The sequence below is a fragment of the Pseudomonas sp. TE21394 genome (assembly GCF_054057835.1).
In genome coordinates this window covers 1,071,024-1,095,922 of the sequence record NZ_JBSRZR010000001.1, presented here as the reverse complement: position 1 = coordinate 1,095,922, position 24,899 = coordinate 1,071,024, and the positions used below count along the sequence as shown (strand labels likewise).

Here is a 24,899-nt window from a genome sequence, read left to right as displayed (position 1 = left end):
CTACGCTGTCAAACAAACCTGTACAATGCATAAATACTGTATAAGGTTATGCCGCTTTGGCGGGCAGCTTGGCCTATGTTTATCCGAGAGCGTCGGGTCAAAAAAGTGCCTTGTCGTTAAAAATAGACCACCGCCGCATTCTGCGAGGACACAGCCATGCATATATTGCTGACAGGCGGCACCGGGTTGATCGGCCGGCACCTGTGCCGGTACTGGCTTGGCCAGGGGCATCGACTGACGGTGTGGAGCCGGCGACCTGAACAGGTGCCGGCAATCTGCGGGGCCGGTGTGCGCGGTATCGCCCGGCTGGAGCAACTGGAGGCAGACGAGCGGCTGGATGCGGTGGTCAACCTGGCCGGTGCTCCGATTGCAGACCGGCCTTGGACGGCGGCCAGGCGCAACCTGTTGTGGGCCAGCCGCGTCACCCTTACCGAGCAGTTGCTGAGCTGGCTGGGCACCCGTGAGCAGCGCCCGGAAGTGCTGATTTCCGGTTCGGCGGTAGGCTGGTACGGGGATGGTGGCGAACGCGAGTTGAGCGAGGATTCACCACCGGTGCGGGAAGATTTCGCCAGCCAGTTGTGTATTGCCTGGGAAGAAACCGCGCTGCGTTCCCAGGCCCAGGGCATTCGCGTAGTACTGGTACGCACCGGGCTGGTCCTGGCCGCTGATGGTGGCTTTTTGTCGCGCCTGCGCACGCCCTTCAAGTTGGGGCTGGGCGGGCCTTTGGGCAACGGGCGCCAGTGGATGCCATGGATCCATATAGACGACCAGGTCGCCCTGATTGATTTTCTCTTGCAGCACAAGGACGCCAGCGGTCCTTATAATGCCTGCGCCCCGGAGCCCGTGCGCAACCGCGAATTCGCCACGCGCCTGGGCCGCACCTTGCACCGCCCGGCGTTGCTGCCAATGCCGGCACTGCTGCTCAAGGCCGGCCTGGGCGAGCTGTCGGTCCTGCTGCTCGGCGGCCAGCGCGCCCGCCCGGTACGCTTGCTGGCGGCAGGCTTCATCTTCCGCTTCAACGATCTGCAATCGGCCCTGGACAACCTGTCCGGCCAACTCTGACATAGGACGCTGCATGACCGATCACGCCCTGCTGCTGGTCAACCTGGGTTCCCCTGCCTCCACTTCGGTGGCCGATGTGCGCCGCTACCTCGACCAGTTTCTCATGGACCCGTATGTGGTCGACCTGCCATGGCCGCTGCGGCGCCTGCTGGTGTCGCTGATCCTGATCAAGCGCCCGGAGCAGTCGGCGCATGCCTATGCCTCTATCTGGTGGGACGAGGGTTCGCCATTGGTGGTGCTGACCCGGCGTCTGCAGGCGGCGATGGTCGGGCACTGGCCGCATGGCCCGGTGGAAATTGCCATGCGCTATGGCCAGCCGGCGTTGCCTGAAGTACTGGGGCGGCTGGCGCAACAAGGCGTGCGCAAGGTGACCTTGGCACCGCTTTACCCACAGTTCGCCGACAGCACGGTAACCACGGTAGTGGAGCAGGCAAGCCAGACCATCGCTGAGCAGCGGCTTGCGTTGCAGATGCGCGTGCTGCAGCCGTTTTATGCGCACCCGGACTATATCGAGGCGCTGGCCGCCAGCGCCCGTCCCTACCTGGAGCAGTCTTATGACCACGTACTGCTCAGCTTCCACGGCCTGCCGGAGCGACACCTGAAAAAGTTGTTCCCCAAAGGTAGCAAGCACGACCTGCGTGCTGCCGATTGCTGTCACGGTGCGCCCGCCGAAGTGCGGGCGGTCTGCTACCGTGGGCAATGCCTGGCCACGGCCAACGCTTTTGCGCGGAAAATGGGCATTGCCGATGGCAAATGGTCTGTCTCGTTCCAGTCGCGGTTGGGCCGGGACAAGTGGATCGAACCCTATACCGAGACACGCTTGGACGAGCTGGCCAGGGCCGGGGTGAAGAAGCTGCTGGTGATGTGCCCGGCGTTCGTCGCCGATTGCATCGAAACGCTGGAAGAGATCGGCATGCGTGGCCGTGAGCAATTTGTCGAGGCGGGGGGGCAGGAACTGGTGCTGGTGCCGTGCCTGAATGATCATCCGGAGTGGGTGAAGGTGCTGGCTGATATGTGCGAAAAGGCCTGATTCTCAGGGCGTCTGTGCTGGCCTCTTCACGGGTAGAGCCGCGAAGAGGCCAGATCAGGTCAAGGCTGATCGTCCCGTTTCTTGTGCTTCCAGCCATCATTCCCCGGCAGAATCAGGTTCAGGGCGATAGCCACGATGGCGCACAGGGCGATGCCTTTCAGGCCCCAGTCATCCGGGCCGTCGCCGCTGCCGATGAGCACGCCGCCGATACCGAACACCAGGGTGACCGAAACGATCACCAGGTTGCGCGCTTCGGCCAGGTCGATCTTGTGACGGATCATGGTATTCATGCCCACCGCTGCGATCGAGCCAAACAGCAGGCACAGGATGCCGCCCATCACCGGTACCGGAATGCTCTGAAGCAGCGCGCCGAACTTGCCGATGAAGGCCAGGGTAATGGCGAAGATCGCCGCCCAGGTCATGATTTTCGGGTTGTAGTTCTTGGTCAGCATCACCGCGCCGGTCACTTCGGCGTAGGTGGTGTTGGGCGGACCACCGAACAGGCCGGCGGCGGTGGTGGCCAGGCCGTCACCCAGCAGGGTGCGGTGCAGGCCGGGCTTCTTCAGGTAGTCGCGGCCGGTCACGCTGCCGACCGCAATCACCCCGCCGATGTGCTCGATCGCCGGTGCCAGGGCGACCGGGACGATGAACAGGATGGCCTGCCAGTTGAATGCCGGCGCGGTGAAGTTGGGTAGCTCAAGCCACGGGGCGGCGGCGATTTTGCCAGTGTCGACCACGCCAAAGGCGAACGACAGGGCAAAGCCGACCAGCACCCCGGCAATGATCGGCACCAGGCGGAAGATGCCCTTGCCGAACACGGCGACGATCAGCGTGGTCAGCAGCGCGGGCATGGAGATCAGCATGGCGGTCTTGTACGGCAGCAGCACGCTGCCGTCCCCGGCCTTGCCCATCGCCATGTTGGCGGCGATCGGTGCCATGGCCAGGCCGATGGAGATGATCACCGGGCCGATTACCACCGGCGGCAGCATGCGGTCGATGAAACCGGTGCCTTTGATTTTCACCATCAGGCCCATGAAGGTGTAGACGAAGCCTGCGGCCATCACGCCGCCCATGGTCTCGGCCAGGCCGAACTGGCCCTTGGCGAGGATGATCGGGGTGATGAAGGCGAAGCTCGAGGCCAGGAACACCGGGACCTGGCGGCCGGTGACCAACTGGAACAGCAAGGTGCCGATGCCGGCGGTGAACAGCGCGACGTTCGGGTCGAGGCCGGTGATCAGCGGCATCAGCACCAGCGCGCCGAATGCCACGAAGAGCATCTGCGCGCCCGAAACGACCTGGCGCCAGAGCGGGTCGTTGAAGCCGTCCTGCATGGTCAGGCGTCCTTTTGCTTGGTGCCGAAGATCTTGTCACCGGCATCGCCCAGGCCTGGCACGATGTAGCCGTGTTCGTTCAGGTGCTGGTCGATCGACGCGGTGTAGATCTGTACGTCCGGGTGGGCTTTTTCCACCACTTCGATGCCTTCTGGCGCGGCCACCAGGACCATGGCACGGATCTCTTTGCAGCCAGCCTTCTTCAGCAGGTCGATGGTGGCGACCATCGAACCGCCGGTGGCCAGCATCGGGTCGATGATCAGGGCCAGGCGCTGGTTGATGTCCGGCGCGAGCTTTTCCAGGTAGGTGTGGGCTTCGAGGGTTTCTTCGTTGCGCGCAACACCGACCGCGCTGACCTTGGCCCCCGGGATCAGGCTGAGCACACCGTCGAGCATGCCGATGCCGGCGCGCAGGATCGGCACCACGGTAATCTTCTTGCCAGCGATCTTTTCAACTTGCACCTTGCCACACCAGCCGTCGATCTCGTAGCTTTCCAGCGGCAGGTCCTGGGTCGCTTCGTAAGTCAGGAGCGCGCCGACTTCCTGGGCGAGTTCGCGAAAATTCTTGGTGCTGATATCGGCACGGCGCATCAGGCCGAGCTTGTGGCGGATCAGCGGATGGCGGATCTCACGAGTGGGCATAGGGGGCTCCGAAAGGCGGGCAAAAAAACCGCGCTAGATTAATCTATTCAGCCTGTGCTGTCGTCTGGTCATTTGGACGTTAGTCCATAAATGCTTGATCTGTGACGAGCGGATGCGTACCTTTGCCCGCTTTTCCAAAATGCCACCCGGAGAGCGCCATGTCCGCCGATCTCGAGCATATCCGTCAAGTCATGCGTGAAGCTGACTGCCTGTACACCGAAGCCGAAGTCGAAGCGGCCATCGCCAAAGTCGGCGCGCAGATCTGCAACGACCTGCACGACAAGAACCCGGTGGTATTCTGCGTGATGAACGGCGGCCTGATCTTCTCCGGCAAACTGCTGACCCACTTGCATTTCCCGCTGGAGGCCAGCTACCTGCACGCCACCCGCTACCGCAACCAGACCAGCGGCGGCGAGTTGTTCTGGAAGGCCAAACCGGAAGTGTCGTTCATCGACCGTGACGTCTTGATCGTCGATGACATCCTCGATGAAGGTCACACCCTTGGCGCCATCATCGAGTTCTGCAAGCATGCCGGCGCGCGTTCGGTGCACACCGCAGTACTGATCGACAAGGACCATGACCGCAAGGCCAGCCCGGACCTCAAGGCCGACTACGTGGGCCTGCCCTGCGTCGACCGCTACATCTTCGGCTACGGCATGGACTACAAAGGCTACTGGCGCAACGCCAACGGCATTTTCGCCGTCAAGGGGCTGTGACCATGCGCCAGCCTGCGTTCATCGACCAATCGCTGTTCGCCGGGCTGGCCGCGCAGGCTGCCGCCAGCCCGAGGCAGCGGCAGCACCACACCTTCCATGACATGGAAGAACCCTGCCACCGCATGGCTGTCGGCCTGCAGCCGGGTACCTACATCCCGCCACACCGCCACCTCAGCGCCGACAAGGCGGAAACGCTGCTGGCCCTCAAGGGACGCTTCGGCCTGCTGCTGTTCGATGAACAAGGCGTGGTGACCGACAAGCGGGTGCTGCAGGCGGGCGGTGACTGCCTCGGGGTGGACCTGGCGCCAGGCATCTACCACGGGCTGGTAGTGCTGGAGCCGGACAGCATCCTGTTCGAATGCAAGGCCGGGCCGTACCGTCCGGTGGGCGAAGGCGAGCACGCGCACTGGGCACCGCGCGAGGGTGAAGAGGGAGCTGCCGGTTACCAGGCCTGGATGGTCGCGCAGTTCGCTTGATGTACCTGCCCTGGCCCGGTTGCCGGCAAGCCAGCTCACGCCGGAATCGCCCATGGCTTGCCGGCGACCGGGCCGCTACAGCCCACACCCGGCATGCTAGAGTGCTCCTTCATACAAGGAGCCTCACATGCGTGCGTTTCTTCCCTTGCTGCTGGCGGTCAGCCTGCCACTTGCTGCCGCACCACTGCACAGCCAGTTCCTGCCACCTGACGACCAGTCCCTGCGCCAGGAAGCGCCGACCGGCCAGCAATTGCTGCAGGTGACCGACTATTCGGTGGTCGTCGGCGCCCAGCGCCAGTCCGACCAGCAGCCGATCCCGATCACTTCGTCGTTGCAGGTGCGCCTCAAGGGCAAGCCGTTGAACAAGGGCGCGACCATCGCCCAGGTGTTGCTGACCTTCGACGGGGAAGCGGCCAAGAGCCTGAAAAAACCCGTGTACGACGAGAAAACCCGTACCCTGAGCCTGAATTACCCGGTCAGCGACTACCGGGTGATCATGGACCTGCTGCGCAATGAAACGCTGTATGTGCAGTTCCTCACCTACGGCAACGGCCACATCTGGGCCGACCTGCACACCGGCACCGTACGTACGCGTTGAGGCGCGCGGGCTGAGGGGGGTACACTGCCGGCCTTCGAAATCCCGTGATGGTCCAGTTGGAGTCGGCAATGCGTAAAGACAAGAAACAGGTAATCGGCGACGAGATCAGCGACGACTACATCAAGACGTTCCTTCAATTCGAGCCGGCCGACGGGGTGACCTCACCTTCGCTGCACAAGCTGGTCAAGGCCTACCGGGGCCTGCGCGTCGACGACTTCGCGCGCTTTGTCGGCTTCTTCGTCGAAGCGGGCCTGGACCTGGATGGCAAGGACGAGCATGGCAAGACCTTCGTCGAGCAGATTGCCGACCAGCGCAATGCGGCTGAATACATCGAGATCATCGCCAACGCTCGCGGCTGATAAGATCCAGGTAACAAAAAAAGCCCCGAGGGGCGTTTTTTGTTACCGCTGCAATCAAGCGTAATGCTTGGCCGCCGGGCTGCTTTCCACCAGGTCCAGCGCCACGTCGTTGTCGGCACTGATCTTGTGGTACAGGGCTGCGTCGGTCGCCAGGGTCTTCTCGCGAGCCGGGAAGATTTCCTTGAGCTTGGCAGCCCAGGCACCTTTGGCCTGCTCGGGGAAGCAGCGCTCGATCAGTTCCAGCATGATCGACACGGTCACCGAAGCACCCGGCGATGCGCCGAGCAGTGCCGCCAGGCTACCGTCCTGGGCCGAGACCAGCTCGGTACCGAACTGCAGCACGCCACCTTTCTTCGGGTCTTTCTTGATGATCTGCACACGCTGCCCGGCCACTTCCAGGCGCCAGTCTTCGGCCTTGGCCTGCGGGTAGAAGCGCCGCAGGGCTTCCAGGCGCTGCTCCATCGACTGCATCACTTCACTGACCAGGTACTTGGTCAGGTCCATGTTGTCGCGGGCCACGGCCAGCATCGGGCCGATATTGCCCATGCGCACCGACAGCGGCAGGTCCATCAGCGAACCGTGCTTGAGGAACTTGGTGGTGAAGCCGGCGTACGGCCCGAACAGCAGCGATTTCTTGCCGTCGACCACGCGGGTGTCCAGGTGCGGTACCGACATCGGCGGGGCACCGACCGCGGCCTGGCTGTAGACCTTGGCCTGGTGCTGCTTGACGATTTCCGGGTTGTCGCAACGCAGCCACTGGCCGCTGACCGGGAAGCCGCCGAAGCCCTTGCTTTCCGGAATGCCGGACATCTGCAGCAGCGGCAGGGCAGCGCCACCGGCACCGAGGAAGACGAAGCGGGCGTCCACTTCGCGGCTGCCGCCGCTGTTCACGTCCTTGATGCTCACGGTCCAGCCGCTGCCATTACGGCGCAGGCCGACGACCTTCTTGCTGTACTTGACCTGGGCGTGCTCGGCGTCGCCCAGCAGCTTCAGCAGCTTGTTGGTCAGCGCGCCGAAGTTGACGTCGGTGCCCTTGATTACGCGGGTGGCGGCGATGCGCTGGTCGGCCGGGCGGCCTGGCATCATCAGCGGCATCCAGTCCTTCATCACCGCCTTGTCTTCGGTGTATTCCATGTCGGCGAAGGCATGGTGCTGCTTGAGCAGTTCGAAGCGCTTCTTGAGGAAGGCAATACCCTTGTCACCCTCGACATAGCTCAGGTGCGGCACAGGGTTGATGAAAGCACGCGCCGAGCCGAAGTTGCCCTTCTTGCTCAGGTAGGCCCAGAACTGGCGCGAAACCTCGAACTGGGTGTTGATGTGCACGGCCTTCTTGATGTCGATGCTGCCATCGGCGGCCTGCGGCGTGTAGTTAAGCTCGCATAGGCCGGCGTGGCCGGTACCTGCGTTGTTCCAGGGGTTGGAGCTTTCCGCGGCTCCGGAGTCCATCGCCTCGACCACCTCGAGTTTCAGGGCCGGGTCGAGCTCCTTGAGCAGTACGGCCAGGGTGGCACTCATGATGCCCGCGCCAACCAGTACCACATCAACCGATTCGTTCTGCGCCATTTAACGCGTCTCCACAATCTACAGCTACCTAATTGACAGCATAGGACCTGGGGTCGCCAGGATCGCCATGTCCGACTTCTCGCAGTTCTTGCAACTTCCGCGGGCACCGCCAATCAGTCTTCGGGTTCGGCTATTGAACGCCGTTTGCCACGGGTGCGGCAATTCGACTTATGGTCAAGGTGTCGTGCGTGCGTTATGGAACGGCTCAGATACTCATCCGGGATGAGCGCATTTGCCGCCTGTTCAGGGCTGTTCGGGACACATCTGCCGCTTTTGCACATGCCAGACTGTTCATTTGCTCGCCACACTCTTGTGAAGTTGTGAAAACCGTTTTTTCACGCTCTTTTGGAGACGTGAACCTCAAAAGGGACTGCGCGATGGCAACCCGCAGGTTCATGCAGTGTGAAGGGCCGGAAAAGCAGGCACGACAGCCGATGCAAGACCTGAGTGGAAGGCTCTCTGTGGGCGAAGCGGTGAAGTTGCCGGGGTCAATCGGCGATGCGGGGCCCGATCAGGAGACGTCCTTATAATCGGGGGGAGATTATAGCGAGGTCGCGCGCAGAAATGTCGCCATTCGTGGTTTTTATTGCAGCGTTTGTCAGGCCGCGAGGATGCGCTGGTGCCAGCGGCGGCTTGCGCGTGCGCAAACCCTGGCACTGGCGGGCAGCTCGCGGCCCAGCCAGGCAAGCTGGATTTCCCCGATCCGGACCCAGCCGCTGCCGCTGGGGGCCTGGCTGCATTGCTTGAAGGCCAGGCATTTGCCTTCGGCATCGAGGCGCGCATAGGCGTTGTGGCGCGGGCGTGGGAAGAGCAGGGTCCAGAGCGAGGCCATGGCAGCGGGTCCTGTGCGTTGGGGCTTGGCGCAAGAATAAGGGCGCGGCGATGAAACCATTGTGACAACCGGGCCGGACCGATGACTGGTCGGTGGGTCGCTAGGTATACTGTGGGCCTTCGCCGTATATTCTGGAGTAACGCGCATGTTGCAACGTCTGTTGTTCGGTTTGATCGCCGTGGCCAGTCTCAGCCTGGCCGGTTGTGCCCACAGCCCGCAACAACTCAGCCCGCAACCCACGCTCAAGGCCCAGCTCGCCCCGGTCGGCCATGGCCAGCCGGTGGTGGTTCGGGTCGTTGACGGCCGGGCGTCGCCGTCCCTGGGCACTCGTGGTGGCATGTATCCTGAAACCAGCACCATCAGCGTCAGCGGTAACGACATCGTGCCCAAGCTGCAGGCCCAGGCCGAAGCCGCCGTGCGCCTGCTCGGCTTCACCCCGACGCCGAACGCCTATAACGCGCCGAAGCTGACCGTGACCCTGGCCGAGTTGAAGTACCAGTCGCCGAAAGACAAGCTGTACGTCACCGAGGCGACCATCGGCGCTACCTTCCGTGCCGACGTTGCCAACGGCGGCCGTACCTACAGTGGCCGTTACGGCGCTTCGCTGGACCAGCGTTTCGGCATGGCACCGAACCAGGAAACCAACAACCAGCTGGTGGGCGATGTGCTGAGCGATGCCCTGACCCGCCTGTTCAAGGACCCGAGCATCGGGCAGGTGCTGGGGCAGTAAACCTTTTACTGGCATGAAGAAAACCCGCTGCCTGTGCTTCAGGCAGCGGGTTTTTTGTTGGCTGTAGCTGCCTTGCGGGTGAACCCGCGAGCAGTTCGGTCCAGGCTTATGCCGCTTCTATCTGGAAATCCAGCACGCTGAGGCCGGTATGGGTATCGATATCCGGTAAACCGTCATGCACATGCCCACCCAGCGCGCAATACACCAGCCACTGGCGGTCTTGCACGTTGATGGCAAGACCATCGATCAGCGCCTGCTGTTCGTCGCTTTGGGCAACGAGGTAAAGACGGTCCTGGTTTTCGGCGTGCAGCATGAACTAGCTCCGGGTCATTGAAAGGCCGACAGGGTGGCCTGTTCAGATGACGAGCACATGACAGATGAAATTTAATGACACTTTGTCGCCCGGGCCGGGTGTCAGGGCTTGACTTGGGTAGAATGCGGGCCTCGTCGCTCACACCGAGGTTGCGTGATGTCCTTGCAAGTGCTCTGGGGGTTCCTGGCCGCTCACCCGGCCAAACTGATCAATCTGCTGGCGCTGCTGCTGACCTGCCCGGGCGGGCTGCTGCTGCACGGTGCGCGGCGGCGCGAGGCCGAGACCCGCGAGTACATGGCAATGGGCGAGGGGGTAGTGGACGCGTTCGACCTTCGGGTGCCGCGCTATTTCTACATTCTCGGCTTTTCCTGCCTGGCGATGGCGTTGCTGCTGTCCTGGTTCAGCACCTGGGTCTGACAAACCGGGGCTGCGAAGCAGCCCCGATGCCATCAGGCGACCGGTGCCTGCTGCCTGACCTGGTACTGGTTACGCACCGGCGTGGCATACTGCAACACCAGGTACGGCCGCTGCTCTTCAGGGCAGGCATCCAGGCGGCGTTGCCATTCCTCTCTGGCCCGGGCCAGCTCATCGGCCGGGAATACGTTCTCGGCGCTCGGTACCTGCAAGGACTCATCCTTGCCTTCCCACATCGCATACGCCAGGTAGTGGACCGGGAACAGCCGGTAGCCGCCGAGGATCTGACGGTCGATTTCCGCCGCCAGCTGCTTGGTGTCTTCGTAGTACTCGGTCACCGGAGGGGCGAAGTTGATATGCACCCTGCCTTTGTAGCCGGTAATGCCCTTGGCGATGCTGTTGTCATCCTCACCCGGCGCCTTCTTGTAGGTGCCGGTGGTGGCGCGGATATACAGCTCGCGGGCCTTGGCCTGGTCGCACGGGTCGTATTCATAGCTGATCGACACCGGCGTCAGGTTCAGGCTCTGGATCACCGCGCCGAACGGTTCGTCCTTGCGGCTCATGTGGAACATCTTGAGAATCGCCGAGTCGGTGCGGTCGTCACCGTCCTTGGCGCGGCCTTCGGCCTGGGCGATCCAGATCGATGTCACGTCGTTGCGGATCGAGTGGTTGATGTACGCCGAAAGCAACTGGTAGGCGGCCAGCTTCTCGCGACGCCCGCTGAGCGACCGGTGCACGATGAAGCTCTTGTTCAGGCGCATCATGTCGCTGACGAAGGGTTTCTGTAGCAGGTTGTCACCAATGGCGATGCGCGGCGTGGGCAGGCCGGCGTGGTAAACCGCGTAGTTGACGAAGGCCGGGTCCATGACGATGTCGCGGTGGTTGGCCAGGAACAGGTAGGCGGTACCGGCCTTGAGCTGCTCCACGCCCGAATAGGTGACGCCGTCGGTGGCGCGGTCGATGGTCTGGTCGACGTAGTATTCGACTTTGTCCTGCAAGGTCGAGACACAGCTGACGCCGGCGAATTCCTTGCGCAGGCGGCGTGCGATCAGCGGCTTGAGCAACCAGCCCAGGGCGCCGGCCGCACGCGGGAAGCGGAAGTGGGTGAGGATATCGAGGAATGCCGGGTCGCTGAGCAGGCGTGCCAGAACGGCAGGGACCTCAGCGTCGTCGTACGGTCGGATGGCATCGAATTCGCCCATCATGCTCTCTTGTTGGAAACGGCTAGGGTAATAAGGTAGGGACGGGCTCCGAAAAACGGCTCGGACGCACACAGGCCCTGTAAACAGACCGGCAATTATACGCATAAGTCACTGCGGAGGCCGCGATGCTGGAAACCGACTTCTATGATTGCCCGTATTGTGGCGAACGGGTGGAGACCACCGTCGATCTGTCGGCTGGCGACCAGGTCTATACCGAGGATTGCCAGGTGTGCTGCCAGCCTGTGGTGTTCATTCTGCAGGTCCATGGCGACGAATGGATGCTCGAAGTCCGCCGCGAGGATGACGCCTGATGCAGCGAATCTACGAACCGGAAAGCCTGCTCGAGGCGGAAATGCTGGCGGGCATGCTTGCCAGCGAAGGCGTTGAAGTACACGTGGTCGGCCGCGACCTGGTCGGTGCCGCCGGCGAGTTGCCGCTGCAAGGCCTGCTGGGGCTGGCCGTGGCTGATGAGCAGGCCGAATACGCACGACAGCTGATCGATGCGTACAATGACGCCCAGCCACTGGTTGGCGACGAACCGGAGAGTTTTCCCGGTACCTTGATCTGTTAGGTTCTGAATTCGCCCATGTGTGGACGTTACGCGCTGTTTCGCTGGCCCCAGGCGCTGGCCTGCCTACCGGGCTTTCCTGCCGGGCAGCCAGCCCAATGGAACATCTCGCCAGGGGCTTCGGTACTGATCCAGCGGCAGCTGGACGGCCAGTTGCAATTGGCCAAGGCGCGCTGGGGGCTGACTCCGGCCTGGCTCACCGACCTGTCCCGTACCCCGGCCCATGCCCGCGCCGAGACCCTGGCCGAACAGCCGATGTTTCGCGATGCGTTCCGCCAGCGGCGCTGTCTGATGCCGGCCAACGGCTTCTACGAATGGCGTGGCAGTGTACGCAAGCGCCCGTACTGGTTGACCCCAGGGGAGGGCGCGTCGCTATACTTCGCCGCCATATGGGAGGCTTACCCCGTGCAGGACCAGGTGTGGCTGAGTTGTGCGGTGGTGACTCAGGCGGCCATGAACCAGCGTCGGCCGTTGATTCTGGATGAAGCAGGGCAGGCGGCCTGGCTTGACCCGGACACGCCACTGACGCGCCTGCACGAGCTGCTGGCCAGCCCGTCGGCACAGTTGCGTGAGCGGGCGTTGGCCAACTTCGTCAATGACCCGAAGCTGGATGCACCAGAGTGCCTGACCCCGGCCTGATGGCCTGCCTGAGCCGGCGTATTGAGGCTTCAGTGAAAATCTTCTCTACGGCTATGGCGGCCCACAGGCCAGTCAGCCTAGGATACGGCGCATGTAGGAAAGGGAGTGTTTTCATGCGTAAGTCTTTTGTCGTCAGCCTCTTGAGTGCTGGCATCCTGCTGGCCGGCTGCCAGGCGGTGAATACCACCAGCGGCGGTGCTGTCGGCGTCGAACGCCAGCAATACATGTTCAGCATGCTTTCGGCCGATGAAGTCAACAAGATGTATGCCCAGTCGTACCAGCAGACCCTCGGCGAGGCATCCAGCAAAGGCGTGCTCGACAAGTCCAGCGCCGATGCCAAGCGTGTGCAGGCCATCGCCAACCGCCTGATCGCCCAGACCCCCAAGTTCCGCCCGGATGCCGCGCAGTGGGACTGGCAGGTCAATGTGATCAAGAGTGACGAACTCAACGCCAACTGCGGCCCGGGTGGCAAGATCATCGTCTACACCGGGCTGATCGACCAGCTTCAGCTCACCGATGCGGAAATCGCCGCGGTGGTCGGCCACGAGATCGCCCACGCCTTGCGTGAACACAGCCGCGAAGCGATGTCCAAGGCATATGGCGTCGAGATGGCCCGCCAGGGTGCTGGCGCCATCTTCGGCCTGGGCCAGAGCAGCATGGCCCTGGCCGACACCGTGGTGAACTATGCCATGACCCTGCCCAACAGCCGGGCCAACGAGAACGAGGCCGACCTGATTGGCCTGGAACTCTCGGCGCGTGCCGGTTACGACCCGAACGCCGCAATCACCCTGTGGAACAAGATGACCAAGGCTTCCGAAGGTGCACCGCCTGAGTTCATGAGCACCCACCCGGCGTCGGCGAGCCGTATCGCTTCGTTGCAGGCGGCGATTCCGAAGGTCATGCCGCTGTATCAGGCCGCCAAAAAGTAATGACTGTCATGGGGCCGCTTCGCGGCCCCGTCTTCCTGATTATCCGACCCAGCCACTGGCCTTCATCGCCGAGTAGACGGCCACGATCGCCAGCACGAAGAACGCCGTCGCGGCGAGGCGACGAATCAGCGTCAGCGGCAGTTTGTCCGCTGCGAAGTTACCTGCCAGCACCACCGGCACGTTGGCAATCAGCATGCCCAGGGTGGTGCCGATGATGACCATGATCAGGTGCGGATACTGAGCCGCCAGCATCACCGTGGCGACCTGGGTCTTGTCACCGATTTCCGCCAGGAAGAAGGCAATCAACGTCGTCAGGAACGGCCCGAAGCGGCGTGCCGGGCTCTCGTCGTCATCCATCTTGTCCGGTACCAGGGTCCACAGCGCGGTGGCGGTAAAGCTGGCGGCCAGGACCCAGTGCAATGCCGAATCGCTGAAGAAGCTGCCGACCCATGCCCCCACGGCACCGGCCGCAGCATGGTTGGCCAGGGTCGCGGCGATGATGCCGGCGATGATCGGCCACGGCTTGCGGAAGCGGGCAGCGAGAATGAGCGCGAGCAGTTGCGTCTTGTCGCCAATTTCGGCGAGCGCAACGATTGCGGTGGGGACCAGCAGAGATTCCAGCATCAGGATTCCTACGGGGGCGGGTCGACACGGCTATGACACGTACAGCCTCCCCGCCCCGGGTAAGGTGTGCGTGTCATAGGTCTTGTCAAACCCTGGATCCGTCTACGCGGATCTCGCCATGCAGGCTGCATGGTGGGTCGCACGCGCCATGGTCTGTGGACCAAGTATGTTGACGCGTACCGGGCGAGCTGGGCGCTCGCGGGAGACTACTCCCCTAGGACGGTGCGGATTCTGCCTAGGCAAAACGCTTTCGGCAAGCGCTGTTTTTATCCGCGTGTTGCCCGGTAGATGCGAAAGCCATCGGCCTCGTCGCACACCTGGCAGTTGCCCAGCGCGCCTTCGATCAGCGGCTGGTAACGCAGGAAACTGTTGGCAACCAGGCGCATTTCGCCGCCTTTTCGCAGATGCTTCGCCGATCTTGTCAGCAAGTTCTCCGATGCCTGGTAATTGGTATGAACCCCTGTGTGGAACGGCGGGTTGCTCAGAATCAGGCTCAGTTCGGTAGGGGCAGCGTCAATGCCGTCACCGCTGATCACTTCACCTTCCAGGCCGTTGGCGGCCAAGGTCAGCCGGCTGGCAGCCACCGCGAAGGCATCCACGTCCAGCAGGGTTACCCGGCTTTGTGGATAACGGCGTTTGACCGTAGCGCCGAGCACCCCGGCACCGCAGCCGAAGTCCAGCACATGCCCGCTCGGCAGGCCGTCGAGGTGCTTGAGCAGCAGGGCGGTACCGCGATCGAGGCGGCCATGGCTGAACACGCCGGGCAGGCTGACCACCTGCAGCGGGCCGTCTTCGAGGGCCAGCTCGAAGCGTTCGGCCAGGCTTGCCAGGGGGGTTACCTGTGGCACCTGCGCGATGGTCACTTGCCAAAGCTGGCAATGGCGGGCGCTGTCGAGCTTGCGTGGCTTGCCGAAGGCCTGCAACTGTTTGGCAGCGCCTTCGATGCCACCGCGCTTTTCGCCTACCAGGTACAGTTCACGGCCGGCCAGGCGCGACGCCAGTGCATTGAGCAGGTAGCCAGCCAGTTCGCGGGACTTGGGCAGGAACAGCACCGCACGGTCGAAGGCCACGTCCGGGGGTTCGACCCCGTAGTGGCTGCGGCCGATGTAACGGCTCTGCAGCATGCCCTGATCGCCCGCATGCCAGGTCCAGGCCTGGGCCTGGGGCAACTGGCCGAGCAGGTCGTCGGCAGGGGCGCCGGCAATCAGCAGCGACCCTTGGAACAGCTCTGCCTGGCGGAGCAACACTTCACTGCGCGGGTCCATGGACGATGCCTCCGGAAAAAGTGGCGCAGTGTAGCAGAGCCGGGCGCCGCGCTCAGCTGACCACGCGGCGCGGCTGCCCGGCGAAGAAAGCCTGGGCGTTTTCGCTCAGCTGGCCGACGATGCGCTGGCGCGATTCCACCGCACCCCAGGCACTGTGCGGAGTGATGACCAGGCGCGGAATACCGGGTTCAAGCAGCGGGTTGCCATTGACCGGCGGCTCTGCGCTCAGCACGTCGGTGGCGGCGCCACCCAGGTGGCCGCTGCGCAGTGCGTCGGCCAGCGCCTGCTCGTCGATCAGGCCGCCGCGAGCGGTGTTGACCACCAGTGCGCCGGGCTTGAGCAGCGCCAGTTCGCGCGCACCGAGCATGTGCCGGGTGTATTCGTTCAGCGGGCAATGCAGGGTCAGGGCGTCGACTTGCGGCAGCAGTTCGTCCAGCGGCAGCCGGTCTGGCCGTTGCGGGCGGCCGGGGATCTGCCCGCTCAGCACGCGCATGCCAAAGGCTTCGGCCAGCCGCGCCACCGCGCCGCCCAGTTCGCCGTGGCCGAGCAGGCCCAAGGTCTTGCCTTCGAGTTCGACGATAGGGAAGTCCAGCAGGCAGAACTGGCTGGCCTTGGCCCACCGGCCGTCGGCCACCGCCTGGTTGTAGTCGCACAGGCGAGTGGCCAGGGCCAGCAGCAGGGCGAGGGTGTGCTGGGCCACGGACGGTGTGCCGTAGCCTTGGCAGTTGCACACGGTGACACCCTGGGCGCGCGCTGCCGCCAGGTCGACATTGTTGGTGCCGGTGGCGGCGACCAGGATCAGCTTCAACTGCGGGTTGGCGCCCAGCGTTGCAGCGTCGAGCATGACCTTGTTGCTGATCACCGCCACCGCACCCTGCAGCCGCTCGGCAACCTGCTCCGGGCGAGTGGCGGCGTAGAGCTCGAATTCGTCGAATTGCTGCTTCAAGGGCGAGAGGTCGAGATCACCCAGGTCCAGGGACTGGTGATCGAGAAACACGGCACGTCGCGGGCTGGGCATGGGGCTCTCCGTTGCAGGGCATGGGTATCGGTGTTCTGGCCGCGGAAGGGTTGTAGATCCGGGGACAAGTCCTGAAGCTGTCGGCGCAGTGTCTAGCCCGCGGTTACCGCCCGTCAACGCCTCCACTCATACCTTTGGCGCGCAAATCATTCCTTCGGCTGATTTGGCCGTCACATTGGCGGACTACAGTAATTGCCAGAGTTGTCCGGCCCGCCTTTTCCGAAAAGGGATACCCATGTTGCAGACCCGCATCATCAAGCCCACCGAGGGCGCCTACGCCTACCCGCTGCTGATCAAACGCCTGCTGATGTCCGGCAGCCGCTATGAAAAGACCCGCGAAATCGTCTACCGCGACCAGTTGCGGTTGACCTACCCGCAGCTCAACGAACGCATCGCGCGCCTGGCCAACGTGCTCACCGAAGCCGGCGTGAAGGCGGGTGACACCGTGGCCGTGATGGACTGGGACAGTCACCGCTACCTGGAATGCATGTTCGCCATCCCGATGATCGGTGCGGTGGTGCATACCATCAACGTGCGCCTGTCGCCAGAGCAGATCCTTTACACCATGAACCACGCCGAAGACCGCTTGGTGCTGGTCAACAGCGACTTCGTCGGCCTGTACCAGTCGATTGCCGGGCAGTTGACCACTGTCGACAAGACCTTGCTGCTGACCGATGGCCCGGACAAGACCGCCGAGCTGCCTGGCCTGGTCGGCGAGTATGAGCAATTGCTGGCCGCCGCCAGCCCGCGCTACGACTTCCCCGATTTCGACGAAAATTCGGTGGCCACTACTTTTTACACCACGGGTACCACCGGCAACCCCAAGGGTGTCTACTTCACTCACCGGCAACTGGTGCTGCATACCCTGGCCGAAGCGTCGGTGACCGGCAGCATCGACAGCGTGCGCCTGCTGGGCAGCAATGACGTGTACATGCCGATCACCCCGATGTTCCACGTGCATGCCTGGGGCATCCCTTACGCCGCGACCATGCTCGGCATGAAGCAGGTGTACCCCGGCCGCTACGAACCGGAGATGCTGGTCAGGCTGTGGCGTGAGGAGAAGGTCACGTTCTCCCATTGCGTGCCGACCATCCTGCAGATGCTGCTCAACTGCCCGACCGCGCAAGGGCAGGACTTTGGCGGCTGGAAAATCATCATCGGCGGTAGCGCGCTCAACCGTTCGCTGTATCAGGCTGCCCTGGCTCGCGGCATCCAGCTGACCGCGGCGTATGGCATGTCGGAAACCTGCCCGCTGATCTCCGCCGCGCACCTGAACGACGAGTTGCAGGCCGGCAGCGAGGATGAGCGCGTCACCTACCGCATCAAGGCTGGCGTGCCGGTACCGCTGGTCGAGGCGGCGATTGTCGATGGCAATGGCAACTTCCTGCCCGCCGATGGCGAAACCCAGGGCGAGCTGGTGCTGCGTGCGCCGTGGCTGACCCTGGGCTATTTCAAGGAGCCGGAAAAGAGCGAGGAGCTGTGGCAGGGGGGCTGGCTGCACACCGGTGACGTCGCCACGCTGGACGGCATGGGTTACATCGACATCCGCGACCGGATCAAGGACGTGATCAAGACCGGCGGCGAATGGGTATCTTCACTCGACCTCGAAGACCTGATCAGCCGCCACCCGGCGGTGCGCGAAGTGGCGGTGGTCGGGGTGGCCGACCCACAGTGGGGCGAGCGGCCGTTTGCCCTGCTGGTGGTGCGTGACGGCCAGGCCATCGACGCCAGGACGCTCAAGGAGCACCTCAAGCCGTTCGTCGAGCAAGGCCATATCAACAAATGGGCGATTCCCAGCCAGATCGCCGTTGTTACTGAAATTCCCAAGACCAGTGTCGGCAAGCTCGACAAGAAACGTATCCGCCAGGACATCGTGCAGTGGCAGGCCAGCAACAGCGCGTTCCTTTCCACGCTGTAACCGCCCTGCGGGTCGCGGTGCGCAGCACCCGGCCCGCATCCTAGAGCGGTCAGGTCCTTGCCAAATGGCGGAAATACGCCATCCTTTAGCACTGTCAGCCCGCTACCGATACCAGATTGCAGCGCGTTGGCAGCACGGAGCGCAAATCACACTTTAGAGGGATCAAGCGCCTGTGCCTTGCTGGCTATAGTCGGGGCCAGGGGATTTTCAGGAATGGGGGTTGGCGGCATGCGCAAGCCATGTCGTCGCGGGCGCAAGCCTGCATCCGGTCGCTCGGGCCGTTCTTGAAAGGACTCACTGCCATAACAAAAAAAGTACATGGAGTAGCGTCGATGAAATCTGCAAACCTGTTCTGGCGCCGGGCCAAGTTGCCCCTGGCCGTCAGCCTTGCTTCCACGCTCGCAAGTCCTGCTTTCGCTGTCAGCTTCAACATTGGTGAAATCGAAGGCCAGTTCGACTCGTCGCTCTCCATCGGCGCCAGCTGGTCGACAGCCAATCCCAACAAGAACCTGATCGGGGTGAACAACGGCGGCAAGGGCCTGTCGCAGACATCGGACGATGGCCACCTGAACTTCAAGAAGGGCGAAACCTTCTCCAAGATCTTCAAGGGTATCCATGACCTGGAACTCAAGTACGGCGACACCGGTGTGTTCGTCCGTGGCAAGTACTGGTACGACTTCGAGCTGAAGGACGAAGGCCGGGAGTTCAAGGACATCAGCGACTCCAACCGCAAGGAAGGCGCCAAGTCGTCCGGCGCCGAGCTGCTCGACGCCTTCGTCTACCACAACTATTCCATCGGCGATCAGCCGGGCTCGGTACGCCTGGGCAAGCAGGTCGTGAGCTGGGGTGAAAGTACCTTCATCGGTGGCGGCATCAACTCGATCAACCCGATCGACGTGTCGGCGTTCCGCCGTCCGGGGGCCGAGATCAAGGAAGGCCTGATCCCGGTCAACATGTTCTACATTTCGCAGAGCCTCACCGACAACCTGTCGGCCGAGGCGTTCTACCAGATCGAATGGGACCAGACGGTCGTCGACAACTGCGGCACCTTCTTCTCCCAGCCGGACATCATTGCCGACGGTTGTACCGACAACCTGCGCGTGCTCAACAGCAGCCGCACGGTGCCGGGCGCGGCGCAGCAGTTCCTGGCCAGCCGGGGCGTGAATATCAACGAAGAGGGGGTGATGGTACGCCGTGGTGCTGATCGTGATGCACGCGACAGCGGCCAGTTCGGCGTAGCGATGCGTTACATGTTCGAGCCGCTGGATACTGAGTTCGGCGCTTATTTCATGAACTATCACAGCCGTGCGCCGATCTTCAGCGCGACAGGTGCTCCGCCTTCCGTGTTTGGCGGGTTGAGCGCCCTGCCTGCACCGCTGCGTGCGCTGGCACCGCTGATCGTGGCTGGCAATTCCGAGTACTTCGTCGAGTATCCCGAAGATATTCGCCTTTATGGCTTGAGCTTCTCCACCACCCTGCCCACCGGGACCGCCTGGAGCGGCGAACTCAGCTACCGCCCCAACGCACCCGTGCAGCTCAATACCACGGATATCCTGTTTGCCGGGGTGCGTCCGATTGGCGGCGCCTTGAGCAATGCATCGCTGCTGAGCGGTACGCCAGGGCAGGACTTGCACGGCTACCGCCGTAAGGAAATCACGCAGTTCCAGACCACCCTGACGCATTTCTTCGACCAGGTGATGGGCGCCAGCCGCATGACGGTGGTCGGTGAGTTGGGGGTCACTCATGTCGGCGGCCTGGAGAGCGCGCACGATACCCGATACGGTCGTGACCCTGTATTCGGCCCCGGCCCGCTGCCATCCACCGGTGGTGCCGATACTTGCCAGGCGCTCAATGCCAGCACCATCGCGGGCGCAGGCGCTGGAGCCTCTACCGCCAACCTGTCTCGCAACTGCGAGAACGATGGCTTTACCACCAGTACTTCCTGGGGTTACCGCGCTCGGGTCATCTGGGACTACAACGACGTTTTCGCCGGGGTCAACCTGAAACCCAGCGTGGCCTGGTCGCATGACGTTTCCGGCTACTCGCCGGGCCCTGGCGCCAACTTCGAGGAAGGCCGCAAGGCGTTCAGCCTGGGCCTCGACGCCGAGTACCAGAACACCTACACGGCAAGCCTGTCGTACACCAACTTCTTCGATGGCGAGTACACCACCGTGGATGACCGTGACTTCGTCGCGCTCAGCTTCGGCGTGAACTTCTAAGCACACAGATCCAGGACGACACGACATGAACAAGACCAGAAGTCTGCTGCAGGCCGGTGTACTGGGCCTGTCCCTGCTGGCGACCAGCGTCATGGCTGCAGTATCTGCCGACGAGGCGGCCAAGCTGGGTAGCACCCTGACCCCGATGGGCGCCGAAAAGGCCGGCAACGCCGACGGTTCGATCGGCCCATGGGAGCCGTTGTCGAAGAGCGCGGGCAGCGCCGACGGCAGGGGCTTCCTGTCCGACCCGTACGGCAGTGAAAAGCCGCTGTTCACCATCACCGCGCAGAATGCCGACCAGTACAAGGACAAGCTTTCGCCGGGCCAGCTGGCCATGCTCAAGCGCTACCCGGACACCTTCAAGATCCCGGTATACAAGACCCATCGTGGTTCCACGGTACCGGCTGACGTGTTCGCCGCCATCAAGGAAAACGCCACCAAGACCACCTTGGTCGAAGGCGGCAACGGCTTGAGCAACTTCCGCACCGCCGTGCCGTTCCCTATCCCGAAAAGCGGCCTGGAAGTGATCTGGAACCATATCACCCGTTACCGCGGTGGCAGCGTCAGCCGCCTGGTGACCCAGGCCACGCCGCAGCAGAATGGCTCGTTCAACCCGGTGTACTTCTCCGACCAATTCGTCTTCCGCGAAAGGATGAAGGACTACGACCCGAACAACCCGGGCAATATCCTGTTCTACTTCAAGCAGGAAGTGACCGCGCCTGCACGCCTGGCCGGGACCGTGCTGCTGGTGCACGAAACCCTCGACCAGGTGAAGGAACCGCGCAAGGCGTGGATCTACAACGCTGGCCAGCGCCGTGTGCGGCAGGCGCCGCAGGTATCCTATGACGGCCCGGGTACCGCCGCCGACGGCCTGCGCACGTCGGATAACCTGGACATGTTCAATGGCGCCCCAGACCGCTATGACTGGAAGCTCGAAGGCAAGAAGGAGCTGTACATCGCTTCCAACGCCTTCAAGCTGGATGACCCCAAGCTCAAGTACACCGACATCATCAAGGCCGGGCACATCAACCAGGACCTGGCCCGTTACGAGTTGCGCCGCGTGTGGCACGTGGTTGCGACGTTGAAGCCGGGCCAGCGGCACATCTACGCCAAGCGTGACTTCTACATCGATGAAGACACCTGGCAGGCTGCGGTGATCGACCAGTACGACGGCCGTGGCCAGCTGTGGCGGGTGTCCGAGGCCCATGCCCAGCCGTACTACAACGTGGATGTGCCGTGGTACACCCTGGAGGCCATCTACGACCTGCAGTCGGGCCGTTACCTGGCCCTGGGCATGAAGAACGAAGAGAAACGCGCCTACGACTTCGGCTTCAGCGCCAGCAAGGCGGACTTCCAGCCAGCGGCATTGCGCCAGTCGGGTATCCGCTAAGTATTGCGCTACCGTGAAACGCCCCGGCTTGTCCGGGGCGTTTCCATTGGCACTTGCGGCCTGATAAACCTGCTGAATACCTCACCAAACCCCCGCTCCAGCCGCTGTCCAACAGCGTTGTTGCTTTTTGTCGTAGTCTTTTCCGGGGCAACTGCGCCCATCATCTTCAAATGCGCAGCGTTACCGGCTAGTCTCGCAAGCATCCATACCGCCGTAGTCTTCCAAACAGAACGAGCCGGCCATGACAGATCTGTCCCGTACGCATGGATTCGCCAGCCAGGCCCTGGGCCTGCTGGACGGGCGTTTCTTCCGCCCACCCTTGCCGGACGGCCATGTACCGCGCCTGCGCCTGTGTCAGCGGCTGCAAGCCGGCCTCGGTGGGCGGCTGTTGCTGGTGAACGCGCCTGCGGGGTTTGGCAAAAGCTCGCTGGCCATCGAATTCTGCGAAGCACTACCCGAGCACTGGCGTAGCCTGTGGCTGGGCCTGAGCCAACGCGATGCCGACCCTGGCCGCTTCCTTGAGCGCCTGCTCGAAGGCTTGCAGCAGTACTGCCCGGCGTTGGGCGGCCAGGCCATGGGCCTGCTGAAGATGCGCCAGCGCCACCAGCCGTTCGCCTTCGAGGAATGGCTCGATGGCCTGCTCGACGAGCTGGCGCTGTACCTGCAGGCCGATACGCCGCTGTTGCTGGTGCTGGATGACTATCACCTGGCTCAGGGGCCGGTGCTCGACCGCTGCCTGCAGTTCTTCCTCAATCACCTGCCGCCCGGGCTGGTGCTGCTGGTTACCAGCCGCCAGCGTCCGGACTGGCACCTGGCGCGCCTGCGCCTGTCGCGGCAACTGGTCGAGCTCAGTGAGCAGGACCTGCGCCTTACCCCCGAAGAGTCCCTGGCGGTGATCGGTCGCCAGCCCACCGGCCTGCGTGGCCAGGCCCTGGACAACCTGATCCAGCGCAGCGACGGCTGGGTGGCCGGGTTGCGCTTCTGGCAGCTGGCGGCCAGCGAGTCGTCTGACGAGCAGGCCCTGCCCCAGGCGCTGCATGGTGGCGAGGGCCTGATCCGCGACTACCTGCTGGAAGAAGTCATCGACATGCTGCCCGCCGACGTGCAGGCGTTCCTGTACGACACGGCCTGCCAAGAGCGCTTCTGTGCCCCGCTGTGCGACGCCGTGCGTGGCCGCCAGGACAGTGCCGCGATCCTGCGTTTCCTGCAGGCGCACCAGGTGTTCCTGGTGCCGCTGGACGAACATGGCCACTGGTTTCGCTACCATCACCTGTTCTCCGACCTGTTGCGCAGCCGGCAGGCCAGCGAGCCGCTGGCAGGGCTGCAGTTGCGCGCCTGCCGCTGGTTCGAGAGCCAGGGCCTGCTGGACGAGGCGGTAGAGCAGGCGCTGCGGGCCGGCCACCTCGATGTCGCCGCCAACCTGGTGCAGAGCCTGTCCGAGGAGCAATTGCTGGCCGAACAGAACGTCGGCATGTTGCTGCGCTGGAAGATGGACCTGCCCGACAGCCTGCTGATCAGCACACCGCGGTTGATCGTGCTGTACAGCTGGGCGTTGGGCCTGGCCTGCCAGCTGGACGCTGCAGAGGAACTGGCGAGTTACCTCAGCCGCTTCCTGCCCGCGCCTTCGGCGACCGCGCAGAAGTCCATGCTGGCGCAGTGGCTGGCGCTCAGCGGCGTGATCGCCCGTGGCCGTGGCGACCGCGAGCGCACCCTGGCCTATTGCGGCGAGGCGCTGCAGAGCTTGCCGAGCAAGCGTTATGGCCAGCGCCTGGTGTGCCTGTCGACGTTGTCAAACCTGGCGATCGCCGATGGTGATTTCTGGCGGGCCCGTGGCTGGAACCGCGAGGCACTGGAGCTGGCGCAGCGTGTCGGCAACCCGTTGTTCGAGGCCCTGGCTTACTACGACCGCGCACGGGTGCTGCACGCCCGTGGCGAGGTGCTGCGCGCGCTGGACGAAGTGCGCCAGGGGCTGCAACGCCTGCAAGGGCTCTCGGCGCAGCGCCTGTATGCCGTGCGTGCGCGCCTGACCCTGTACGAAGGCTACCTGCTGGTCTCGCGCTTGCAGCCGGCCCAGGGCCGTGCACGTTTGCGTGCGGGGCTGGGCGAGGCGCGCGCCTGCCGTGATATCAGCGTGCTCATCGGTCATTGCGTGATTGCGACGCTGGATGGCCGCGAAGGGCAGTTTGCCGAAGCCTTTGCCGAACTGGCCGAAGCCGAGCGGCTGATGCATATCTGGGATGTACCACCGGTCTACTACCTGGCCATGATCACCCTGGTCAAATGCGAGCTGTGGCTTGCCCAGGGGCGCATGGACCTGGCCGAGTCCTGGCTGCTGCGGCTGGGCCAGACCTATGGCGGCGAGCAGCCGGCGGCGGCGCCTGAGTTCCACCCGTTGCTGCCGTTGCACATTGCCTTGCAACAAGCGTCGCTGGACCGTACCCAGTCGCGTCGCGACGAAGCGGAGCAACGCCTGGCCGGCCTGGTCGAGCGCGGCCAGGCCAGTGGCGGCAGGCTGCTGACCGTCAATGCCCTGTGCCAGTGGCTTGCCTTGCTGCTGGACGAGGGCCGCGAAGGGCAGGCCGCACAGTTGCTGCCCAGGCTGCTGGAAGCCGCCCAAGGCGGCGTACTGCAACCGTTCCAGCCACTGCTGGAGCAACATCCGCAATGGCTTCACGAACAGTTGCAGGCAACTGTCGCCAGCCCGGTGCAGGCCGAGTTGCTCAAGCGCCTGCCGCCGATGCCCAACGCCGGGAACGCCGGCAGTGAAACGCTGAGCAGCCGCGAATTGGCAGTGCTCGAACTGATTGCCCAGGGGTGTTCCAACCAGCAGATCAGCGAGCGGTTGTTCATTTCCCTGCACACGGTGAAGACCCACGCCAGTCATATCAACAGCAAGCTTGGGGTAGAGCGGCGCACCCAGGCAGTGGCCAAGGCCAAATCGCTGGGGCTGCTGGCCTGACACTGGCTGCGCCGGGTATTGCCCGCTAAAGTCATGATCAAGGGCCCGGGTTACCGGCAGCCAATGCTCTATCCTCATCTTTCCCGGCCAGCTGCCGATACAG

25 protein-coding genes and 1 riboswitch are annotated in these 24,899 nt (G+C 63.4%); of the genes, 16 read left to right on the top strand and 9 right to left on the bottom strand.

Going from position 1 to position 24,899, the window contains the following annotated elements; all coding sequences use genetic code 11:
- The first annotated feature begins 156 nt into the window (after nucleotides 1–156).
- Together ACVWZT_RS05065 and hemH are read left to right on the top strand one after the other, a co-directional pair.
- Nucleotides 157–1,062: a TIGR01777 family oxidoreductase gene (locus ACVWZT_RS05065; RefSeq protein WP_457468428.1), complete on the top strand. Its 906-nt coding sequence runs from the start codon at nucleotides 157–159 to the stop codon at nucleotides 1,060–1,062.
- Nucleotides 1,063–1,075: 13 nt separating this feature from the next.
- A complete protein-coding gene (gene hemH / locus ACVWZT_RS05060; RefSeq protein ID WP_457468427.1) occupies nucleotides 1,076–2,092 on the top strand; it encodes a ferrochelatase in 1,017 nt (338 codons plus the stop codon).
- Nucleotides 2,093–2,151: 59 nt separating this feature from the next.
- Here hemH and ACVWZT_RS05055 read toward each other — a convergent pair whose 3' ends face one another.
- Both ACVWZT_RS05055 and upp read right to left on the bottom strand, forming a co-directional pair.
- The gene (locus tag ACVWZT_RS05055; RefSeq protein WP_457468425.1) at nucleotides 2,152–3,423 is read right to left on the bottom strand and encodes a uracil-xanthine permease family protein; all 1,272 of its coding nucleotides are present in this window, start codon (nucleotides 3,421–3,423) and stop codon (nucleotides 2,152–2,154) included.
- Between the two features lie 2 nt (nucleotides 3,424–3,425).
- A complete protein-coding gene (upp, locus tag ACVWZT_RS05050; RefSeq protein WP_225780412.1) occupies nucleotides 3,426–4,064 on the bottom strand; it encodes a uracil phosphoribosyltransferase in 639 nt (212 codons plus the stop codon).
- 158 nt (nucleotides 4,065–4,222) lie between these two features.
- Here upp and ACVWZT_RS05045 point away from each other — a divergent pair, with 158 nt between their 5' ends.
- The 4 genes from ACVWZT_RS05045 (at nucleotide 4,223) to ACVWZT_RS05030 (ending at nucleotide 6,213) form a co-directional block, all read left to right on the top strand.
- Nucleotides 4,223–4,780, top strand: coding sequence for a hypoxanthine-guanine phosphoribosyltransferase (locus ACVWZT_RS05045; protein ID WP_296231798.1), 558 nt, complete (start codon nucleotides 4,223–4,225; stop codon nucleotides 4,778–4,780).
- A gap of 2 nt (nucleotides 4,781–4,782) precedes the next feature.
- Nucleotides 4,783–5,256, top strand: coding sequence for a WbuC family cupin fold metalloprotein (locus ACVWZT_RS05040; protein ID WP_457468423.1), 474 nt, complete (start codon nucleotides 4,783–4,785; stop codon nucleotides 5,254–5,256).
- Nucleotides 5,257–5,383: 127 nt separating this feature from the next.
- Nucleotides 5,384–5,854 carry a hypothetical protein gene (locus tag ACVWZT_RS05035; protein WP_457468421.1) on the top strand — a complete coding sequence of 157 codons (471 nt, stop codon included), beginning with the start codon at nucleotides 5,384–5,386 and terminating at the stop codon, nucleotides 5,852–5,854.
- A 68-nt stretch (nucleotides 5,855–5,922) separates the two neighbouring features.
- Nucleotides 5,923–6,213 carry a PA4642 family protein gene (locus ACVWZT_RS05030; RefSeq protein ID WP_296231796.1) on the top strand — a complete coding sequence of 97 codons (291 nt, stop codon included), beginning with the start codon at nucleotides 5,923–5,925 and terminating at the stop codon, nucleotides 6,211–6,213.
- A 54-nt stretch (nucleotides 6,214–6,267) separates the two neighbouring features.
- Here the strand turns inward: ACVWZT_RS05030 and mqo are convergent, their stop codons facing one another.
- Together mqo and ACVWZT_RS05020 are read right to left on the bottom strand one after the other, a co-directional pair.
- Entirely contained in the window at nucleotides 6,268–7,776 is a 1,509-nt protein-coding gene (mqo, locus tag ACVWZT_RS05025) for a malate dehydrogenase (quinone) (RefSeq protein WP_457468419.1), read from the bottom strand.
- Between the two features lie 598 nt (nucleotides 7,777–8,374).
- Nucleotides 8,375–8,608 (bottom strand): hypothetical protein, encoded by a 234-nt coding sequence (locus ACVWZT_RS05020; RefSeq protein WP_457468418.1) that lies wholly within the window; start codon nucleotides 8,606–8,608, stop codon nucleotides 8,375–8,377.
- A 145-nt stretch (nucleotides 8,609–8,753) separates the two neighbouring features.
- Between ACVWZT_RS05020 and ACVWZT_RS05015 the strand changes: the two genes are divergently transcribed.
- Nucleotides 8,754–9,338, top strand: a complete 585-nt coding sequence (locus ACVWZT_RS05015) for a YajG family lipoprotein (RefSeq protein ID WP_296231793.1) — start codon at nucleotides 8,754–8,756, stop codon at nucleotides 9,336–9,338.
- Between the two features lie 106 nt (nucleotides 9,339–9,444).
- On the opposite strand, the gene ACVWZT_RS05010 is transcribed toward ACVWZT_RS05015, so the two are convergent.
- A complete protein-coding gene (locus tag ACVWZT_RS05010; RefSeq protein WP_296231792.1) occupies nucleotides 9,445–9,651 on the bottom strand; it encodes a hypothetical protein in 207 nt (68 codons plus the stop codon).
- A gap of 156 nt (nucleotides 9,652–9,807) precedes the next feature.
- Between ACVWZT_RS05010 and ACVWZT_RS05005 the strand changes: the two genes are divergently transcribed.
- Complete coding sequence (locus ACVWZT_RS05005) at nucleotides 9,808–10,068, top strand: hypothetical protein (protein ID WP_296231791.1); 261 nt, start codon at nucleotides 9,808–9,810, stop codon at nucleotides 10,066–10,068.
- A gap of 32 nt (nucleotides 10,069–10,100) precedes the next feature.
- Here ACVWZT_RS05005 and ACVWZT_RS05000 read toward each other — a convergent pair whose 3' ends face one another.
- Nucleotides 10,101–11,270 carry a 1-acyl-sn-glycerol-3-phosphate acyltransferase gene (locus ACVWZT_RS05000; protein ID WP_457468416.1) on the bottom strand — a complete coding sequence of 390 codons (1,170 nt, stop codon included), beginning with the start codon at nucleotides 11,268–11,270 and terminating at the stop codon, nucleotides 10,101–10,103.
- Nucleotides 11,271–11,392: 122 nt separating this feature from the next.
- Here ACVWZT_RS05000 and ACVWZT_RS04995 point away from each other — a divergent pair, with 122 nt between their 5' ends.
- The 4 genes from ACVWZT_RS04995 to ACVWZT_RS04980 all read left to right on the top strand — a co-directional run bounded on the left by ACVWZT_RS04995 (nucleotide 11,393) and on the right by ACVWZT_RS04980 (nucleotide 13,403).
- Complete coding sequence (locus ACVWZT_RS04995) at nucleotides 11,393–11,578, top strand: CPXCG motif-containing cysteine-rich protein (RefSeq protein WP_176516808.1); 186 nt, start codon at nucleotides 11,393–11,395, stop codon at nucleotides 11,576–11,578.
- Nucleotides 11,578–11,838 carry a putative signal transducing protein gene (locus tag ACVWZT_RS04990; protein ID WP_296231789.1) on the top strand — a complete coding sequence of 87 codons (261 nt, stop codon included), beginning with the start codon at nucleotides 11,578–11,580 and terminating at the stop codon, nucleotides 11,836–11,838. The genes ACVWZT_RS04995 and ACVWZT_RS04990 overlap by 1 nt, the downstream gene beginning before the upstream one ends.
- A gap of 15 nt (nucleotides 11,839–11,853) precedes the next feature.
- Entirely contained in the window at nucleotides 11,854–12,474 is a 621-nt protein-coding gene (locus ACVWZT_RS04985) for an SOS response-associated peptidase (RefSeq protein WP_296231787.1), read from the top strand.
- Nucleotides 12,475–12,587: 113 nt separating this feature from the next.
- Nucleotides 12,588–13,403, top strand: coding sequence for a M48 family metallopeptidase (locus ACVWZT_RS04980; protein WP_296231786.1), 816 nt, complete (start codon nucleotides 12,588–12,590; stop codon nucleotides 13,401–13,403).
- Between the two features lie 39 nt (nucleotides 13,404–13,442).
- Here the strand turns inward: ACVWZT_RS04980 and ACVWZT_RS04975 are convergent, their stop codons facing one another.
- The 3 genes from ACVWZT_RS04975 to ACVWZT_RS04965 form a co-directional block, all read right to left on the bottom strand.
- Entirely contained in the window at nucleotides 13,443–14,027 is a 585-nt protein-coding gene (locus tag ACVWZT_RS04975; RefSeq protein WP_186673688.1) for a TMEM165/GDT1 family protein, read from the bottom strand.
- Between the two features lie 87 nt (nucleotides 14,028–14,114).
- Nucleotides 14,115–14,254, bottom strand: a riboswitch (yybP-ykoY riboswitch).
- A gap of 39 nt (nucleotides 14,255–14,293) precedes the next feature.
- Complete coding sequence (locus ACVWZT_RS04970; protein ID WP_457468414.1) at nucleotides 14,294–15,292, bottom strand: methyltransferase; 999 nt, start codon at nucleotides 15,290–15,292, stop codon at nucleotides 14,294–14,296.
- A 52-nt stretch (nucleotides 15,293–15,344) separates the two neighbouring features.
- Nucleotides 15,345–16,310, bottom strand: a complete 966-nt coding sequence (locus tag ACVWZT_RS04965; protein WP_296231784.1) for a 2-hydroxyacid dehydrogenase — start codon at nucleotides 16,308–16,310, stop codon at nucleotides 15,345–15,347.
- 235 nt (nucleotides 16,311–16,545) lie between these two features.
- Between ACVWZT_RS04965 and ACVWZT_RS04960 the strand changes: the two genes are divergently transcribed.
- The 4 genes from ACVWZT_RS04960 to ACVWZT_RS04945 all read left to right on the top strand — a co-directional run bounded on the left by ACVWZT_RS04960 (nucleotide 16,546) and on the right by ACVWZT_RS04945 (nucleotide 24,796).
- Entirely contained in the window at nucleotides 16,546–18,228 is a 1,683-nt protein-coding gene (locus ACVWZT_RS04960; RefSeq protein WP_296231783.1) for a fatty acid--CoA ligase, read from the top strand.
- A 332-nt stretch (nucleotides 18,229–18,560) separates the two neighbouring features.
- A complete protein-coding gene (locus tag ACVWZT_RS04955; protein WP_457468412.1) occupies nucleotides 18,561–20,447 on the top strand; it encodes a DUF1302 domain-containing protein in 1,887 nt (628 codons plus the stop codon).
- 25 nt (nucleotides 20,448–20,472) lie between these two features.
- Complete coding sequence (locus ACVWZT_RS04950; protein WP_296231781.1) at nucleotides 20,473–21,837, top strand: DUF1329 domain-containing protein; 1,365 nt, start codon at nucleotides 20,473–20,475, stop codon at nucleotides 21,835–21,837.
- A gap of 241 nt (nucleotides 21,838–22,078) precedes the next feature.
- Nucleotides 22,079–24,796 carry a LuxR C-terminal-related transcriptional regulator gene (locus tag ACVWZT_RS04945; protein WP_457468409.1) on the top strand — a complete coding sequence of 906 codons (2,718 nt, stop codon included), beginning with the start codon at nucleotides 22,079–22,081 and terminating at the stop codon, nucleotides 24,794–24,796.
- The last annotated feature ends 103 nt before the right edge of the window (nucleotides 24,797–24,899 follow it).

Coding starts and splice junctions, on each gene's coding strand:
- ACVWZT_RS05010 (WP_296231792.1), bottom strand. CDS start 9,651: ATGCTGCACGCCGAAAACCAGGACCGTCTTTACCTCGTTGCCCAAAGC.
- ACVWZT_RS05020 (WP_457468418.1), bottom strand. CDS start 8,608: ATGGCCTCGCTCTGGACCCTGCTCTTCCCACGCCCGCGCCACAACGCC.
- upp (WP_225780412.1), bottom strand. CDS start 4,064: ATGCCCACTCGTGAGATCCGCCATCCGCTGATCCGCCACAAGCTCGGC.
- ACVWZT_RS04945 (WP_457468409.1), top strand. CDS start 22,079: ATGACAGATCTGTCCCGTACGCATGGATTCGCCAGCCAGGCCCTGGGC.
- ACVWZT_RS04980 (WP_296231786.1), top strand. CDS start 12,588: ATGCGTAAGTCTTTTGTCGTCAGCCTCTTGAGTGCTGGCATCCTGCTG.
- ACVWZT_RS05065 (WP_457468428.1), top strand. CDS start 157: ATGCATATATTGCTGACAGGCGGCACCGGGTTGATCGGCCGGCACCTG.
- mqo (WP_457468419.1), bottom strand. CDS start 7,776: ATGGCGCAGAACGAATCGGTTGATGTGGTACTGGTTGGCGCGGGCATC.
- ACVWZT_RS05040 (WP_457468423.1), top strand. CDS start 4,783: ATGCGCCAGCCTGCGTTCATCGACCAATCGCTGTTCGCCGGGCTGGCC.
- ACVWZT_RS05030 (WP_296231796.1), top strand. CDS start 5,923: ATGCGTAAAGACAAGAAACAGGTAATCGGCGACGAGATCAGCGACGAC.
- ACVWZT_RS05000 (WP_457468416.1), bottom strand. CDS start 11,270: ATGATGGGCGAATTCGATGCCATCCGACCGTACGACGACGCTGAGGTC.
- hemH (WP_457468427.1), top strand. CDS start 1,076: ATGACCGATCACGCCCTGCTGCTGGTCAACCTGGGTTCCCCTGCCTCC.
- ACVWZT_RS05035 (WP_457468421.1), top strand. CDS start 5,384: ATGCGTGCGTTTCTTCCCTTGCTGCTGGCGGTCAGCCTGCCACTTGCT.
- ACVWZT_RS04970 (WP_457468414.1), bottom strand. CDS start 15,292: ATGGACCCGCGCAGTGAAGTGTTGCTCCGCCAGGCAGAGCTGTTCCAA.
- ACVWZT_RS04965 (WP_296231784.1), bottom strand. CDS start 16,310: ATGCCCAGCCCGCGACGTGCCGTGTTTCTCGATCACCAGTCCCTGGAC.
- ACVWZT_RS04950 (WP_296231781.1), top strand. CDS start 20,473: ATGAACAAGACCAGAAGTCTGCTGCAGGCCGGTGTACTGGGCCTGTCC.
- ACVWZT_RS04990 (WP_296231789.1), top strand. CDS start 11,578: ATGCAGCGAATCTACGAACCGGAAAGCCTGCTCGAGGCGGAAATGCTG.
- ACVWZT_RS05005 (WP_296231791.1), top strand. CDS start 9,808: ATGTCCTTGCAAGTGCTCTGGGGGTTCCTGGCCGCTCACCCGGCCAAA.
- ACVWZT_RS04955 (WP_457468412.1), top strand. CDS start 18,561: ATGAAATCTGCAAACCTGTTCTGGCGCCGGGCCAAGTTGCCCCTGGCC.
- ACVWZT_RS04985 (WP_296231787.1), top strand. CDS start 11,854: ATGTGTGGACGTTACGCGCTGTTTCGCTGGCCCCAGGCGCTGGCCTGC.
- ACVWZT_RS04960 (WP_296231783.1), top strand. CDS start 16,546: ATGTTGCAGACCCGCATCATCAAGCCCACCGAGGGCGCCTACGCCTAC.
- ACVWZT_RS05055 (WP_457468425.1), bottom strand. CDS start 3,423: ATGCAGGACGGCTTCAACGACCCGCTCTGGCGCCAGGTCGTTTCGGGC.
- ACVWZT_RS04995 (WP_176516808.1), top strand. CDS start 11,393: ATGCTGGAAACCGACTTCTATGATTGCCCGTATTGTGGCGAACGGGTG.
- ACVWZT_RS05045 (WP_296231798.1), top strand. CDS start 4,223: ATGTCCGCCGATCTCGAGCATATCCGTCAAGTCATGCGTGAAGCTGAC.
- ACVWZT_RS04975 (WP_186673688.1), bottom strand. CDS start 14,027: ATGCTGGAATCTCTGCTGGTCCCCACCGCAATCGTTGCGCTCGCCGAA.
- ACVWZT_RS05015 (WP_296231793.1), top strand. CDS start 8,754: ATGTTGCAACGTCTGTTGTTCGGTTTGATCGCCGTGGCCAGTCTCAGC.